Annotated in this window: 16 protein-coding genes, 2 tRNA genes and 1 pseudogene; 11 read left to right on the forward strand and 8 right to left on the reverse strand. The window is 46.7% G+C overall.

Going from position 1 to position 15,279, the window contains the following annotated elements; translation table 11 throughout:
* Nucleotides 1-122 precede the first annotated feature (122 nt).
* Nucleotides 123-242 (reverse strand): annotated as a pseudogene (locus HMPREF9446_RS19075) (HAD family hydrolase); the annotation flags it as partial.
* 4 nt (nt 243-246) lie between these two features.
* Nucleotides 247-843: a MarC family protein gene (locus HMPREF9446_RS07640; protein ID WP_009125008.1), complete on the reverse strand. Its 597-nt coding sequence runs from the start codon at nt 841-843 to the stop codon at nt 247-249.
* A 161-nt stretch (nt 844-1,004) separates the two neighbouring features.
* Between HMPREF9446_RS07640 and HMPREF9446_RS07645 the strand changes: the two genes are divergently transcribed.
* Complete coding sequence (locus HMPREF9446_RS07645; RefSeq protein ID WP_009125009.1) at nt 1,005-1,667, forward strand: Crp/Fnr family transcriptional regulator; 663 nt, start codon at nt 1,005-1,007, stop codon at nt 1,665-1,667.
* A 68-nt stretch (nt 1,668-1,735) separates the two neighbouring features.
* On the opposite strand, the gene guaA (HMPREF9446_RS07650) is transcribed toward HMPREF9446_RS07645, so the two are convergent.
* From guaA (HMPREF9446_RS07650) to mscL, 4 genes are all read right to left on the reverse strand, one after another.
* Nucleotides 1,736-3,043, reverse strand: a complete 1,308-nt coding sequence (gene guaA, locus HMPREF9446_RS07650) for a glutamine-hydrolyzing GMP synthase (RefSeq protein WP_009125010.1) — start codon at nt 3,041-3,043, stop codon at nt 1,736-1,738.
* A 40-nt stretch (nt 3,044-3,083) separates the two neighbouring features.
* On the reverse strand, nt 3,084-4,637 hold the full coding sequence (gene guaA, locus HMPREF9446_RS07655; RefSeq protein WP_009125011.1) for a glutamine-hydrolyzing GMP synthase: 1,554 nt from the start codon (nt 4,635-4,637) through the stop codon (nt 3,084-3,086).
* 76 nt (nt 4,638-4,713) lie between these two features.
* Nucleotides 4,714-4,926, reverse strand: coding sequence for an HU family DNA-binding protein (locus HMPREF9446_RS07660; RefSeq protein ID WP_262360193.1), 213 nt, complete (start codon nt 4,924-4,926; stop codon nt 4,714-4,716).
* A gap of 11 nt (nt 4,927-4,937) precedes the next feature.
* Entirely contained in the window at nt 4,938-5,375 is a 438-nt protein-coding gene (gene mscL / locus HMPREF9446_RS07665) for a large-conductance mechanosensitive channel protein MscL (RefSeq protein ID WP_039968764.1), read from the reverse strand.
* Between the two features lie 140 nt (nt 5,376-5,515).
* On the opposite strand from mscL, the gene gap reads away from it, so the two are divergent.
* The 6 genes from gap to HMPREF9446_RS07695 all read left to right on the forward strand — a co-directional run bounded on the left by gap (nt 5,516) and on the right by HMPREF9446_RS07695 (nt 11,979).
* The gene (gap, locus tag HMPREF9446_RS07670; protein WP_005835458.1) at nt 5,516-6,526 is read left to right on the forward strand and encodes a type I glyceraldehyde-3-phosphate dehydrogenase; all 1,011 of its coding nucleotides are present in this window, start codon (nt 5,516-5,518) and stop codon (nt 6,524-6,526) included.
* A 139-nt stretch (nt 6,527-6,665) separates the two neighbouring features.
* Nucleotides 6,666-8,723: a M3 family metallopeptidase gene (locus HMPREF9446_RS07675; RefSeq protein WP_039968765.1), complete on the forward strand. Its 2,058-nt coding sequence runs from the start codon at nt 6,666-6,668 to the stop codon at nt 8,721-8,723.
* The gene (locus tag HMPREF9446_RS07680; RefSeq protein ID WP_009125016.1) at nt 8,720-9,238 is read left to right on the forward strand and encodes a DUF4847 family protein; all 519 of its coding nucleotides are present in this window, start codon (nt 8,720-8,722) and stop codon (nt 9,236-9,238) included. Before HMPREF9446_RS07675 ends, HMPREF9446_RS07680 begins: the two co-directional genes overlap by 4 nt.
* A gap of 14 nt (nt 9,239-9,252) precedes the next feature.
* Nucleotides 9,253-9,693: a dCMP deaminase family protein gene (locus tag HMPREF9446_RS07685; protein WP_009125017.1), complete on the forward strand. Its 441-nt coding sequence runs from the start codon at nt 9,253-9,255 to the stop codon at nt 9,691-9,693.
* Nucleotides 9,694-9,785: 92 nt separating this feature from the next.
* On the forward strand, nt 9,786-11,531 hold the full coding sequence (locus HMPREF9446_RS07690; RefSeq protein WP_039968766.1) for a S41 family peptidase: 1,746 nt from the start codon (nt 9,786-9,788) through the stop codon (nt 11,529-11,531).
* Nucleotides 11,443-11,979: a 5-formyltetrahydrofolate cyclo-ligase gene (locus HMPREF9446_RS07695; RefSeq protein WP_039968767.1), complete on the forward strand. Its 537-nt coding sequence runs from the start codon at nt 11,443-11,445 to the stop codon at nt 11,977-11,979. The genes HMPREF9446_RS07690 and HMPREF9446_RS07695 overlap by 89 nt, the downstream gene beginning before the upstream one ends.
* A 58-nt stretch (nt 11,980-12,037) precedes the next feature.
* On the opposite strand, the gene HMPREF9446_RS07700 is transcribed toward HMPREF9446_RS07695, so the two are convergent.
* Both HMPREF9446_RS07700 and recF read right to left on the reverse strand, forming a co-directional pair.
* Nucleotides 12,038-12,328, reverse strand: coding sequence for a DUF721 domain-containing protein (locus HMPREF9446_RS07700; RefSeq protein WP_009125020.1), 291 nt, complete (start codon nt 12,326-12,328; stop codon nt 12,038-12,040).
* Nucleotides 12,325-13,434 carry a DNA replication/repair protein RecF gene (gene recF, locus HMPREF9446_RS07705; RefSeq protein ID WP_009125021.1) on the reverse strand — a complete coding sequence of 370 codons (1,110 nt, stop codon included), beginning with the start codon at nt 13,432-13,434 and terminating at the stop codon, nt 12,325-12,327. Before recF ends, HMPREF9446_RS07700 begins: the two co-directional genes overlap by 4 nt.
* A 158-nt stretch (nt 13,435-13,592) precedes the next feature.
* Here recF and HMPREF9446_RS07710 point away from each other — a divergent pair, with 158 nt between their 5' ends.
* The 4 genes from HMPREF9446_RS07710 to HMPREF9446_RS07725 all read left to right on the forward strand — a co-directional run bounded on the left by HMPREF9446_RS07710 (nt 13,593) and on the right by HMPREF9446_RS07725 (nt 15,153).
* A complete protein-coding gene (locus HMPREF9446_RS07710; RefSeq protein ID WP_039968768.1) occupies nt 13,593-14,276 on the forward strand; it encodes a tetratricopeptide repeat protein in 684 nt (227 codons plus the stop codon).
* A gap of 146 nt (nt 14,277-14,422) precedes the next feature.
* Nucleotides 14,423-14,917, forward strand: coding sequence for a 6,7-dimethyl-8-ribityllumazine synthase (gene ribH / locus HMPREF9446_RS07715; protein WP_009125023.1), 495 nt, complete (start codon nt 14,423-14,425; stop codon nt 14,915-14,917).
* Nucleotides 14,918-14,989: 72 nt separating this feature from the next.
* Nucleotides 14,990-15,072: transfer RNA gene (locus tag HMPREF9446_RS07720), tRNA-Tyr, on the forward strand.
* Nucleotides 15,073-15,080: 8 nt separating this feature from the next.
* Nucleotides 15,081-15,153: transfer RNA gene (locus tag HMPREF9446_RS07725), tRNA-Gly, on the forward strand.
* The last annotated feature ends 126 nt before the right edge of the window (nt 15,154-15,279 follow it).

The following is a 15,279-nucleotide window of genomic DNA, read 5'->3' on the forward strand; positions in this document are numbered from 1 at the left end:
AAAAACAGGATTTTACCAAATGGGTAATATATCCAGTGAAGCAGAACGGAATGTCCGGTATCTTCGCATTCCATCAATGCATGGCGGTTTCAAGTAATTTATGGTATGCGGGCTCAACGTCCGAACCCGTTCACACGTACATCCACATCCTCCAAATCCAACGAGATAAACGCCTCCACAGCTTTCTCACGATTAATGCCGGCAATCACGCCACTAAAATCAAAAACTATATTCCTGATCATAGCCTTACCTGTTCAAGGTTTCAATCAACAATGAGATGTTAGCCATAAACAGCCTCACGGAGATAGCCAGCAGAATGATGCCAAAGAATTTACGAATAATATAGATGCCTCCCTTGCCCAGGAAGCGCTCTACCCGCCCTGTCATGCTGACCACGAAATAGACCCATATCATATTCAGCACCAATGCAATGATAATGTTGACACTGGCATACTCGGCACGCAGTGAAAGCAAAGTGGTAAAAGCTCCCGCTCCTGCCAATAGCGGAAACACCAGAGGCACCAACGTAGCTTCCTTGATGGGGCCCTGGTTTTTGAAGATTTCTATATCAAGAATCATCTCCAGCGACATCAGAAAAATAACGAATGCCCCTGCTACGGCAAACGACTCGATATCCACGTGGAACAACTTGAGCATCATGTCGCCTGCATAGAAAAAGCCTATCAACAAAGCAAACGATATCAATGTTGCCTTCAAAGCATTTACATTTTTCCCCTTCTCCTTCAAATTAATGATGATAGGGATAGAGCCGATAATATCTATCACTGCAAACAGTACGATAAAAGCACTGGTCATCTGCTGCCAATTAAATGCTGAAAACATATAGACACCTTTTTTCTGCAAAGATAACGAAATAAATATAGAATATGCTGCGATTGGGCAACACGTTTAAGAAATAATAAAAAAAACAAAAAGAGAAGCAAAGAGTTTACGATACACCTTGATAATACCTACTTTTGTTTTGAACCAGAAGAAGAAACTATATGGATACAATGTTCGATACTTTATTGCAACTTCCACTCTTTCAAGGATTAGCCCAAGAAGACCTGACCTGCATATTAGGCAAGGTAAAGCTACACTTCACCAAGCACAAGGCCGGTGAAACCATTTTGAAGCCAGAGACCCCTTGTGACCGCCTCGTATTTATCCTAAAGGGAGAAGTTGCCTCATCCACCTCGTCGGCAGATGCATCTTACAGCTTTACAGAGTACTTCCAGGCCCCCTATCTGATAGAGCCGCAATCTTTGTTCGGCATGAATACAGCGTACGTATCAACCTATGCGGCATATAGCGAAGTACACACCGTTAGCGTCAGCAAGGCATTTGTACTGAACGAGCTGTTCAAATATGAAATATTCCGGCTGAATTATATGAATATTATCAGCAATCGTGCCCAAAACTTGAATGGACGCCTTTGGGAAAAAACAACAGGAGAATTGGAACAGCGCATCTCCAGTTTTATATTGACCCATATTGAACGTCCGGCAGGAGAAAAAATCCTAAAAATAAAGATGGAGGAACTTGCACAGGTGGTCAATGACACCCGTATGGGGGTATCAAAAGCACTGAATGGCATGCAGGAAGCCGGACTGTTGGAGCTGCACCGCGGGGAAATCGTAATTCCGGAAGCGAAAAACCTGCTCTAACCGTTTATATAATAATATAGCAAAGCCCGGGGCAATGCTCCGGGCTTTGCTATATCATAACAGTTCTTTTATTCCCACTCGATGGTCGCATTGGGTTTCGGAGACATGTCATAGCAAACGCGGTTGACATTCTTCACTTCCTTGAGGATACGGTCGGTAATCTTCATCAGGATGGGCCAATCTACCGGTTCGATGGTAGCGGTCATGGCATCCACCGTATTGACGGCACGGATAATGACGGGCCAGTCGAAAGAACGCGCATTGTCACGTACACCCACAGACTTGAAATCGGGCACTACCGTGAAGTACTGCCATACCTTCTTATCCAGGCCTGCCCGTTGGAATTCTTCACGCAGAATGGCATCCGACTCACGCACAGCTTCCAAACGGTCGCGGGTAATGGCTCCCAAACAGCGTACGCCCAATCCAGGACCGGGGAACGGCTGACGGTAAACCATCTCGTACGGCAATCCGAGCTCTACGCCGCATGCACGCACTTCGTCCTTAAACAGTTGGCGCAACGGCTCTACCAGTTCAAACTGCAAGTCTTCGGGCAGACCGCCCACGTTGTGATGGGACTTCACCATCTTGGCTGTCTTTGTGCCACTCTCTACAATATCGGGATAGATGGTACCTTGTCCCAAGAAGTCGATGCCGTCCAATTTACGGGCTTCTTCCTCAAAAACACGGATAAACTCCCCGCCGATAATCTTGCGTTTCTGTTCCGGATCGGCCACGTTTTCCAGCTTGGAGAGGAAACGGTCTGTGGCATCCACATATATCAAGTTAGCCTTCAGCTCCTTGCCAAAGATTTCCACCACGGCTTCCGATTCGCCCTTACGCATCAGCCCGTGGTTCACGTGCACGCAAACCAGCTTGTCGCCGATAGCTTTCAGCAGCAAAGCGGCTACCACGGAGCTATCCACACCACCGGACAAGGCAAGCAAGACCTTCCTGTCACCTACCTGGCGACGTATCAGCTCTATCTGGTCATTGACGAAATTCGTCATGTTCCAATTGGCTTCAGCCTTGCAAGTATCGAATACGAAAGATTTCACAGCCTCCTTGATGGCTTCCACGTCATCCGTAAACTGCGGCAGCTTCACTTCGCACAGCGCCTTGTCGTGTCCGGCAGCCATTACAGGGAATCCTGCTTCGTAAATCTCGGGCAATACGTCGATGGATACCCCATCAACCACATGGTTGGGACCGCCATTGATGACGATACCTTTCACGTTCGGCAAGGCCTTCAGTTCGGCGGCGGTAATGTCGTGCGGGTAGATTTCGCTATATACCCCCAACGCACGAATCGCTCTGGCAAGCACCGTGTTTTCGTGACTTCCCAAATCCAGAATCACAATCATATCCTGCTTCATTCTTCTATATTGGTTTTTAAGTTAATAATTTCAGTCGGTCTTATTCCCATTCTATGGTGCTGGGTGGTTTTGAAGAGATGTCGTATGTCACACGGTTCACGCCTTTCACCTTATTAATAATATCGTTGGACACCTTGCCCAGAAACTCGTAGGGCAAATGCGCCCAGTCAGCGGTCATGGCATCGGTGGAAGTGACGGCACGCAAGGCCACTGCACGTTCGTAGGTACGTTCGTCGCCCATCACGCCCACACTCTGTACGGGCAGAAGGATGACACCCGCCTGCCAAACCTGATGGTAGAGCGATGTCTCGTTGCCGTCGGCATCCTTCACTTTCCAGTCGCGCAAGCCCCGGATAAAAATATCGTCGGCTTCCTGCAGGGTCTGTACTTTCTCCCGTGTTATATCTCCCAGGATGCGGACAGCCAGTCCCGGACCGGGGAAAGGATGACGGGTAATCAGATGTTCGGGCATTCCCAATTCGCGTCCCACGCGGCGGACTTCGTCCTTGAACAGCCACTGCAACGGCTCGCACAGACGGAGATTCATCTCCTCGGGCAGGCCGCCCACGTTGTGATGGCTCTTGATGGTCTTGCCCGTAATGTTCAGACTCTCGATGCGGTCGGGATAAATGGTTCCTTGCGCCAACCAGCGGGCATCGGTTATCTTGTGCGCTTCGGCATCGAAGACTTCGATAAAATCGCGGCCGATGATTTTACGCTTCTGTTCGGGTTCGGTCACCCCTTCCAGATCCTTGAAGAACTTCTCGCTGGCATCCACGCCAATCACGTTCAGCCCCAGGCACTCGTAGTCGTTCATCACATTCCTGAACTCATCCTTACGGAGCAGCCCGTGGTCCACGAAGATACAGGTCAGGTTCTTGCCGATGGCACGATGCAGCAGCACAGCGGCTACCGAAGAATCCACGCCGCCACTCAGTCCCAGAATAACCCGGTCGTTGCCAAGCTGTTCCTTCAGTTCGGCCACGGTGGTATCTACAAACGAAGCGGCGCTCCAGCTCTGACTGCAACCGCAAACATCTACCACGAAGTTGCGCAACATCTGCGTACCGTCCTCGCTATGGAACACTTCCGGATGGAACTGCACCCCCCACATATCCTCACCTTCCGCCTGGTAAGCGGCAATCGCCACCTTATCCGTAGAAGCTATAATCTTGAAGTTATCGGGAATGGCGGTAATCGTGTCTCCGTGGCTCATCCACACCTGGGAATTCTTCCTTACCCCTTTGAAAAGGATGTTCCCCGAATCGAAAGAACCGAGATGGGCACGCCCGTACTCGCGGGTACCGGCCGGTTCCACCCGTCCGCCGTTGCTGTAAGAGATAAACTGTGCACCGTAGCAGATACCCAGAATGGGATATTTCCCGCGAATCCCGCTCAAATCCACCTTGAATGCACTCTCATCATAAACAGAAAAGGGGCTACCCGAAAGGATAACTCCTTTTACACTCTCATCCCCGTATGGAAATTTGTTGTAAGGTACAATCTCGCAATAGACATTCAGTTCGCGCAACCGGCGGCCGATGAGCTGCGTGGTTTGCGAACCGAAATCAAGAATAATAATCTTCTCTTGCATATAAATCCGTATAGACTTTAATAAATGATTTGCAAAAGTAGAAAAAAGTAGGGGAATATTTCGTAAAATCCGCGATTTATTTCCCTAATTCCACCAATTCCACGCCTTCACCCAGCACACGGCGATAGCCGTCCGTTTGTTTGCTCCGTTCGGGAATGAACTGCACATGCACTGCCTGCACCTGCTCTACACTTACCTCTTCGGGGCTATCGCCCCCTTTTCCGGCACAACTCAACTTGTAGTAAAACGACCCCAGACCATCCAGATGCACACTGCACCCGTTTTCCAGCTAGAAGGCCATCACTTCCGGTCTTTTAGCAAGTCACGGATTTCGGTCAGCAGCACCTCTTCCTTGCTCGGTGCAGGGGGAGCCGGAGGAGCGGCAGGAGCCTCTTCCTTCTTCTTTTCAGTCAGCTTGGTCAACAACTTGATGAACATGAAGATAGAGAAGGCTATAATCAGGAAATCGAAGGTTACCTGCAAGAAATTGCCGTAATTCAGCGTTACGGCGGCAATCTCCTTTCCATCCACCATTTCGGCAGGTTTCAGCACCCACTTCAAATCCGTAAAGTTGACACCGCCCACCAGCAGTCCTATAGGAGGCATAATCACATCTGCCACGATGGAAGAGACAATTTTCCCAAATGCCCCACCGATAATCACACCGACGGCCATGTCTATCACATTGCCCTTCATGGCAAAAGCCTTAAATTCCTGCAAAAATGAACTTTTTCCCATCTTTTCAATTATTTAATTATGATTTTGGCTACGAATATAAAAACATTTTCTTACTTTTGCACCGCAAATCGAAAAGAAATGCAATTTGTAAGCGAAAGTTTATTTTTAAACATTATAAAACCCTTAAAAGTTTAAACAAAATGATTAAAGTAGGTATTAATGGATTCGGACGTATCGGACGTTTCGTATTCCGCGCTGCAATGAAGAGAAACGATATTCAGATCGTAGGTATCAATGACCTTTGCCCGGTAGATTACTTGGCTTACATGCTGAAATATGACACTATGCACGGTCAATTCGACGGTACTATCGAAGCAGACGTTGAAAACAGCAAATTGATTGTTAACGGCCAGGCTATCCGCATCACTGCAGAAAGAAATCCGGCTGACTTGAAATGGAACGAAGTAGAAGCTGAATACGTTGTTGAATCTACCGGCTTGTTCCTGAGCAAAGACAAAGCTCAAGCTCACATCGAGGCTGGCGCAAAATATGTTGTAATGTCTGCTCCTTCTAAGGACGACACTCCGATGTTCGTTTGCGGTGTTAACGAAAAGACTTACGTTAAGGGTACTCAATTCGTATCTAACGCTTCTTGTACTACCAACTGTTTGGCTCCTATCGCTAAGGTGTTGAACGACAAATGGGGTATCACTGATGGTTTGATGACTACTGTTCACTCTACAACTGCTACTCAGAAGACAGTTGACGGTCCTTCTATGAAAGACTGGAGAGGTGGTCGTGCTGCTTCCGGCAACATTATCCCGTCTTCTACCGGTGCTGCCAAGGCTGTAGGTAAAGTTATCCCGGCATTGAACGGCAAATTGACTGGTATGTCTATGCGTGTTCCGACTTTGGACGTATCTGTAGTTGACTTGACAGTTAACTTGGCTAAGCCCGCTACTTACGCTGAAATCTGCGCTGCCATGAAGGAAGCTTCTGAAGGCGAATTGAAGGGTGTTCTGGGTTACACTGAAGATGCAGTTGTTTCTTCTGACTTCTTGGGTGACACTCGCACTTCTATCTTCGACGCTAAAGCTGGTATCGCTTTGACTGATACTTTCGTTAAGGTTGTATCTTGGTATGATAACGAAATCGGTTATTCTAACAAGGTTCTTGACCTGATCGCTCACATGGCATCAGTTAACTGCTAATATACAGTTAGAAAATAATAAAAAATAGGCGGCTTCTGTGGAAGTCGCCTATTTTTTTTGCAATTTTGCAGTTAGTTCGTTTTTTATCAGACCGTTTGGTCATGATAAAGATTACCCTAACGCTAATATTGCTTATTTTATGAATAATATACAGAGTCAGAATCCTTTTTTTGAAACATACTCCACGCCTCACGGCACCACTCCGTTCGACAAAATAAAGACCGGAGACTACATGCCTGCCATCCATGAAGGCATCCGCCGCCAGAACGCAGAGATAGACGTCATCGTCCACAATCCGGAAGTCCCGACTTTCAGCAACACCGTGCTGCCCTATGAGAAGTCCGGTGAACTGCTCCACAATGTCAATACCGTATTCGGGAACCTGCTCAGTGCGGAGACCAATGACGAACTTCAGGAGCTTGCCAAAGAAATCATGCCTATGATGAGCGAGCACGAAAACAACATCAGCCTGAACGAAGACTTGTTTGCACGCATCAAAACCGTCTATGACCGGCGCGGAAAGGAAGAGTTGAACCCGGAACAAACCAAACTTCTGGAAGACATATACAACGGTTTCGTCCGCAACGGTGCCAATCTGCAAGGAGAAGCCAAGGAAAAATACCGTACGCTATGCAAAGAACTCAGCCTGCTGACCCTGCAGTTCGGTGAAAACAACCTGAAAGAGACAAACGACTACCGGCTTGTCTTGACTGAAGAATCGCAACTGTCCGGACTCCCGGAAAGCGCTGTAGAGGCAGCAGCCGAAGTAGCCGGAGAAGAAGGGGCTGAAGGTTGGGTCTTTACGTTGCAAGCCCCCAGCTACGGTCCTTTTATGATGTACGCCGACAATCGTGACTTGCGTCGCGAACTCTACATGGCATATAATACCAAATGCACCCACGACAATGCCTGCAATAATCTGGAGATTGTAAAGAGAATCGTCAATGTCCACATGGAGATTGCCCAACTCTTGGGATATGCCAATTTCGCCGAATATAACCTGCAAGAGCGCATGGCACAGAACAGCGACGCTGTCTATAAATTATTGAACCAGCTATTGGAAGCCTACACTCCCGCCGCCCGTCAGGAATACACTGAGGTACAATCCCTCGCCCGTAGCCTGCAAGGAGAAGATTTTGTGCTGATGCCCTGGGACTGGACGTATTACTCCCACAAGCTGAAAGACCGGAAATTCAACATCGACGATGAAATGCTGCGCCCCTATTTTGAATTGGGCAAAGTGAAGGAAGGTGTATTCGGTCTGGCAACCAGACTATATGGCATCACTTTCAAAAAAAATCCGGACATACCCGTTTACCATAAAGACGTGGATGCCTACGAAGTTTTCGACAAAGACGGTAAGTTCCTCGCCGTGTTCTACACCGATTTCCATCCAAGAGCCGGCAAACGTTCCGGAGCCTGGATGACAAGCTATAAAGGACAGTGGACAGATGAAAAGACCGGTGAAAACAGTCGTCCGCATATCTCCATCGTGATGAACTTCACCAAGCCGACACAAGACAAGCCCGCCCTGCTAACCTTCGGGGAAGTGGAGACCTTCTTGCATGAGTTCGGGCACAGCCTTCATGGCATATTCGCCAATTCTACTTACGAAAGTCTGAGCGGAACCAACGTATATTGGGATTTTGTGGAACTCCCCTCCCAATTTATGGAGAATTTTGCCATTGAGAAAGAGTTTCTCCATACATTTGCCCGCCACTACCAGACCGGAGAACTGATTCCGGATGAATTAGTACAGCGTATTGTCGATTCATCCAACTTCAATGTGGCCTACGCATGCTTGCGCCAAGTCAGCTTCGGCTTGCTCGACATGGCCTGGTACACACGCAGCACCCCATTCGAAGGTGATGTCAAAGCATACGAAAAGAAAGCATGGGAAAAGGCACAGATTCTTCCTTCCGTAGAAGAAGCATGCATGAGTACCCAATTCTCCCACATATTTGCCGGAGGATATTCCGCCGGATACTACAGCTATAAATGGGCAGAAGTGTTGGATGCGGACGCTTTCTCCTTATTCAAGGAAAAAGGGATTTTCAATCCGGAAACTGCGGCTTCATTCCGTGAAAACATCCTTTCCAAAGGGGGGACGGAACACCCGATGACACTTTACAGGCGCTTCCGCGGACAGGAGCCTAGCATCGATGCATTATTAATCAGAAACGGTATAAAGAAATGACAGGGAAAATGAATATAAAAACAATCGGCAGCCTCCTGCTGACGTTCGTGATGCTTTTCACGTTCAGCGCTTGCAACGATGAGGATGATGTATTGGAAATCTTCAACGGAAAAACGTGGAAGTTGACCCGCCTGACTACGGAAGGCAGCAAAAGACAGTTCTATGAGGGCTTGTGGGGAAGTGAAAAGGAAGAAGAGACCAGCCGCGACAGGCTGAAACAGGACGGGAATTTCGTCCTGGACTTCAATCTTGCCAACGTGAACGGAGAGACTACCGGCACCGCAGAGGCGCACGGATTTCAAGCAAGCATCAACAATGCCCGGGTTGTCGTTGACGGCAACAAGCGCACCATCAGCATTACCGGGAAAGTAAGCGGCTCGGAAAAGGATCAGTTGGGCAGGGCGTTCATCAACGGATTGCCCAACGTATTCAAATACGAAGGAGACTCCAATTCATTGACCCTCTACTTTAAAGATGGGAATACAACCAAGGTTATGGGATTCGCCGCCCAATAAAAAACAACAAAGACATGAACAATTCTGCTAAAGCCAAACAAGAAGCACTGGACAAGCGTTATATACGCATGGCAAGTATCTGGGCTGAAAATTCATACTGCATAAGGCGTCAGGTAGGTGCACTGATAGTGAAAGATCAAATGATTATATCGGATGGATACAACGGTACTCCAGCCGGTTTTGAGAATATTTGCGAAGACGAGAATAATGTGACCAAGCCCTACGTGCTCCACGCCGAAGCCAACGCCATCACCAAGATAGCCCGTTCAAATAACAGCAGCGACGGAGCCACCATGTACGTCACGGCCTCGCCTTGTATAGAATGCGCCAAACTGATCATACAGGCAGGTATCAAACGGGTAGTCTATTCTGAAAAATACAGGCTGGAGGATGGTATTGAGCTATTGAAACGTGCCGGTATTGAAGTGGTGTATATAGCTATGAGTGACAAGTGACAAGTAAAGCCATAAACAAACTATAAACGAAAACCTACGCAGCTCCACGCCACAACTTGTAGCTTGTAGCTCGTAGCCAACAACTTAAAGATATGAGTACAAAAAACACTTCCCGCTTTATGCCGCTCGTTATTGCCATCAGTGTAGTGGCGGGTATTCTTATCGGAACGTTTTATGCCAGACATTTTGCCGGTAACCGGCTGGGCATCATCAACGGCTCGTCCAACAAGCTGAATGCTTTACTGCGCGTCATTGACGACCAGTATGTGGACACTGTCAACATGACGGATTTGGTAGAAAAGGCCATGCCGCAGATATTGGCGGAACTTGACCCCCACTCTACCTATATCCCGGCACAGAACTTAGAAGAGGTAAACTCCGAACTGGAAGGTAGCTTCAGTGGCATCGGTGTGCAGTTTACTATTCAGGAAGATACGATACACATCAACCAGGTGGTTCCCGGAGGTCCTTCCGAGAAAGTAGGGTTGATGGCAGGAGACCGCATCGTCATGGTAAACGACAGCCTGTTTGTCGGCAAAGGACTGACCAATGAAAAAGCCATGCGCAACTTGAAAGGGCCGAAAGGAAGTGAAGTTAAATTAAGCATCAAACGTGCTACAGACAAAGAGCTGCTCGATTTTACGATTGTACGCGGCGACATCCCTCAGAATACCATCGATGCCGCCTACATGCTGGATAACGACTTCGGCTATATACAAATCAGCAAGTTCGGACGAACTACCCATGTGGAGCTACTGAACGCAATCGCCCAATTAAGCCACGACAAATGCAAAGGCCTGATCATTGACCTGCGCGACAACACCGGCGGCTATATGGAAGCAGCCACACGCATGGTCAATGAATTCCTGCCCGAAGGAAAACTGATAGTCTACACCAAAGGACGCAAGTATCCGCGTATGGAAGAATATGCCAACGGTACAGGCAGTTGCCAGAAACTGCCCTTGGTAGTTCTGGTAAACGAAGGTTCCGCTTCTGCCAGTGAAATCTTCGCCGGAGCCATCCAGGACAATGACCGTGGAACCATCGTCGGCCGCCGTTCTTTCGGCAAAGGACTGGTACAACAGCCGATTGACTTCAGTGACGGTTCCGCCATCCGTCTGACTATCGCCCGCTATTATACCCCTTCGGGACGTTGCATCCAACGCCCCTACGAAAGCGGCAAAGACAGCAAATACGAAATGGACTGGATCAACCGTTATGAACACGGAGAGTTTTTCTCCAAAGACAGTATCAAACTGAATGAGAACGAACGTTATTCCACCGGATTGGGACGTCCCGTTTATGGCGGCGGCGGTATCATGCCGGATGTATTCGTTCCACAAGACACAACCGGAGTTTCTTCTTACCTGATCGAGGTCAGCAATAAAGGGGTGATCCTACAGTTCAGTTTCCAATACACAGACCGTAACCGCAGCAAGCTGAGTGAATTTGAAAACGAAGAAGACTTGTTAAAGTATCTCCGCCGTCAAGGAATTGTAGAACAGTTTATACGTTTTGCCGACTCCAAAGGCATCAAGAGACGCAATCTTCTGATTCATAAATCATACAAGCTGTTGGAAAAAAGTCTTTACGGCAACATCATTTACAACATATTGGGCAGAGAGCAATATATCCGTTACATCAACCAAAGTGATGCAACCGTCAAGAAAGCCCTTGAAATTCTGAAGAATGGAGAAGCATTCCCGAAAGCTCTGGAAGACATACCCTTAAAGGAGGAAAAAGAAGATGATGGAAAGAAAAAAAGAACTGCGCAGGCAGGTAGCTTTGTTGAAGACCCGACACAGATCTTCCACTTGGCGTCACTCCCGGTCTGCTGAAATACTTGCCACCCTTGAAGCCCACCCGGCTTTTAGGGCGGCAAACACAGTATTGCTCTACTATTCGCTCAACGATGAAGTAGATACGCATGATTTTGTAAAAAAGTGGAGCAAATCCAAGCAAATACTGCTCCCGGTAGTAGTCGGTGACGATCTGGAATTACGGAAATATACCGGTCCGGAAGATTTGGCTACCGGCTCTTATGGCATTGAAGAACCAACCGGAGAGTTATTTACCGACTATGCCGACATAGATTTCATAGTCGTGCCCGGTGTAGCTTTCGATCTCAAGGGAAACCGCCTGGGACGTGGCAAGGGATACTATGACCGATTATTACCGCGTATTCCTTCAGCCTACAAGGCAGGCATTTGTTTTCCGTTTCAAATCGTAGAAGAAGTCCCTGCGGAACCTTTCGACATCCGCATGGATGAAGTCATCACACAATGAAAAGAAAGGGAAGGTTTTAAAATAAAAAGGACAGACGAACTGAAAATGACACTCCAACTTATCTGAATATGATATTGGTAATCACCTGTGCCCCTACATGACGGTTCAGGTTGCGCACCAGCAAATCACGTCCCATCATCAGTTCCTGGCGAAGGGCAGCAGAACTCAGGTGCACATAAAGCACCTGGTTTTTAATGAAAAGTTCACGGGTATAAGAGGCTATGGTCGGTCCCAAAACTTCCGGCCATGCACTTATAAGCCGCCGTTCGTTCAGCGGAGACTCCAAACTCTCTTGTCTGAGAAAGTTACGGATAAGGATACCTATCTGTTCAGCATTATTCCGTTTCATATCTCACCCTCCATTTCTGAAACAATCCCTTGTTCTACACGGAGCATCTTATAGTCACTGCCCACCTTATGCAAGATGCGGTCCAAATGTTCACGATTTGTATCTGTTATAAAAATCTGTCCGAAACCGTCACTTGCCACAAGTTTGATTATCTGCTCCACCCGCGATGCATCCAGCTTATCAAAAATATCATCCAACAGCAATAAAGGTACGGTGCTTCCCGTACGTTTCAGAAAATCAAATTGCGCCAGCTTCAGAGCTATAAGATAGGTCTTGTTCTGCCCTTGCGACCCTTCTCTCTTTATAGGAAAATCTCCCAGAAGCATGTTCAGCTCATCCTTATGCACTCCCCGCAAGGAATACCCCATAATACGGTCACGTACCCGGCTTTCTTTCAGCACTTCCAACAAGGAGGTATCACGGGCATGGGAATCATACGACAATCCTACCTGCTCCTTGTCCTGAGAGATAAATGAATAGAAAGACTGGAAGATAGGGATAAACTCCTGAATAAAGGCCTCCCTCTTACGAAAAACAACTTCACCGGCTTGTGCCATCATCTCTTCCCACACCAAAAACAGTTCTTCCTCTACAGGCTGTTCGCTTTTCAGCAATGTATTCCGCTGTACAAGTGCTTTATTATAACGTATCAGTGCATCCAGATATTCTTTGTCGTACTGTGAAATGACCACATCCATAAAACGGCGGCGTTCCTCGCTGCCTCCGGCAATCAGTTCCGAATCGGCAGGCGATACCATTACCAACGGTAAGAAACCGATATGGTCCGACAGACGTGTATATTCCTTCTTATTCCGTTTGAACTGCTTCTTCTGCCGACGCTTCATTCCACAGTAAATCTCCTCCGGAGTACCGTCGGATGCCTCATAAAACCCTTGGATAACAAAAAAATCTGCCTCATGGCGGATGTTTTGGGAATCAATGGGATTACCGGCGCTCTTACAGAAAGATAAAAAATATACAGCATCCAGCAGATTGGTCTTTCCCATGCCGTTCTGTCCGAAAAAACAATTCAGCTTAGGTGAGAAAGTGAGCTCAACCTGCTCTAAATTCTTATAATTAAGTATAGATATACGCTTTAGTATCATATAACAACAATGAGTTTGAGGCAAAAGTAAGAAGAATTTCGGGGTTTTCGGAAGCAAAATAAAAAAAGATGCCACTAAATTTCGTTGATAGCCATAAAAAAGTTACTTTTGCGGGTCGAAATAGCTATCTAAGAATAATAACAAAAAGAATATATAAAATGGCAGAACAAAAAAAAGCGAATGAAGCCTTAAACGTGGAAGACGCATTGACACAATCGGAGGCATTTTTCATTAAGAACAAAAAAGCAATCATCGGTGCTATCGTAGCGATAATCATTATCATAGCCGGTGTAGTAATGTACAAGCACCTTTATGCTGACCCGCGTGAGGAGAAAGCACAGGCTGCCTTGTTCAAAGGTCAGGAATATTTTGAAGCAGACGCTTACGCAGAAGCCTTGAATGGTGACAGCATCGGTTTCGCAGGTTTTGCAAAGATCGCTGACGATTACAGTGGCACAAAAGCCGCCAATTTGGCAAAAGCTTACATGGGTATCTGCTATGCCCATCTCGGTAAATATGACGAAGCTGTAAAAGCATTGGATAGTTTCGATGCTGACGACCAAATGGTAGCTCCCTCCATCAAAGGCGCAATGGGTAACTGCTACGCCCAACTCGGTCAGTTGGACAAAGCCGCTTCCATGCTGTTGAAAGCTGCCAATGAAGCAGACAACAATACATTGAGCCCCATCTTCCTTTTGCAAGCCGGAGAGATTCTGGTAAAACAAGGAAAGTATGATGATGCCATCCAAGCATACACCAGCATTAAGGATAAATACTTCCGGTCTTATCAGGCTATGGATATCGACAAATATATCGAACAGGCTAAATTATTGAAGAAGTAATATACCTTATATATATATAAGACATTTCAGGCACGGATTATACGGAAACACGGAAAACATTGGCCGTGATATTCGTGTAATCCGTGCCTTTTTTTCTCCTCCCCCTTTTAATTCCTAAATTCTTTAATTTTTAATTTTGAACGATTATGGCAACAGCTTATCACAATCTCTCGGAGTATGACTTTAGTTCCGTTCCCAATGCTGAAAAGATGAAATTCGGTATTGTTGTATCCGAATGGAACTTCAATATTACCGGCGCACTGTTGGAAGGTGCATTAAATACATTAAAAAAACATGGAGCAAAGGAAGAAAATATCCAGGTAAAAACCGTACCCGGTAGTTTTGAACTCACTTTCGGAGCCAATCAACTCATCGAATATAGCGAAGTGGATGCAGTTATTGCAATTGGTTGCGTTGTCAGAGGAGATACTCCACATTTTGACTATGTTTGCATGGGTGCCACCCAAGGAATCACTCAATTAAACGCAGCTGGCGATGTACCAGTTATTTACGGATTAATTACCACCAATACAATGGAGCAAGCAGAGGATCGTGCCGGTGGCAAATTAGGTAACAAAGGAGATGAATGTGCAATTACTGCAATAAAAATGATCGATTTTGCTTGGAGTTTACAAAAATAGTTGTACCTTTGCATCGCAATTGAGAAACAAACCTACTCAATGAGAGATTTGAAGTAGTTCTCAAAAGCAAAAGGGCAAATACCAGAGTGGCCAAATGGGGCAGACTGTAAATCTGCTGGCTTACGCCTTCGGTGGTTCGAATCCATCTTTGCCCACTAAAATTGCGGAAGTAGCTCAGTTGATAGAGCATTAGCCTTCCAAGCTGAGGGTCGCGGGTTTGAGCCCCGTCTTCCGCTCTTAAGAAAATCCTGAAAGTCAAGCAATTGACATTCAGGATTTCTTTTTTATAGATGGTTTGATAACGCTGGTTTAACCGTGTGAGTTAAACTGGGTCAACGTAAAAACCTGAGGGATTTTGTATT

Source organism: Bacteroides fluxus YIT 12057 (assembly GCF_000195635.1).
Lineage (GTDB): Bacteria > Bacteroidota > Bacteroidia > Bacteroidales > Bacteroidaceae > Bacteroides > Bacteroides fluxus.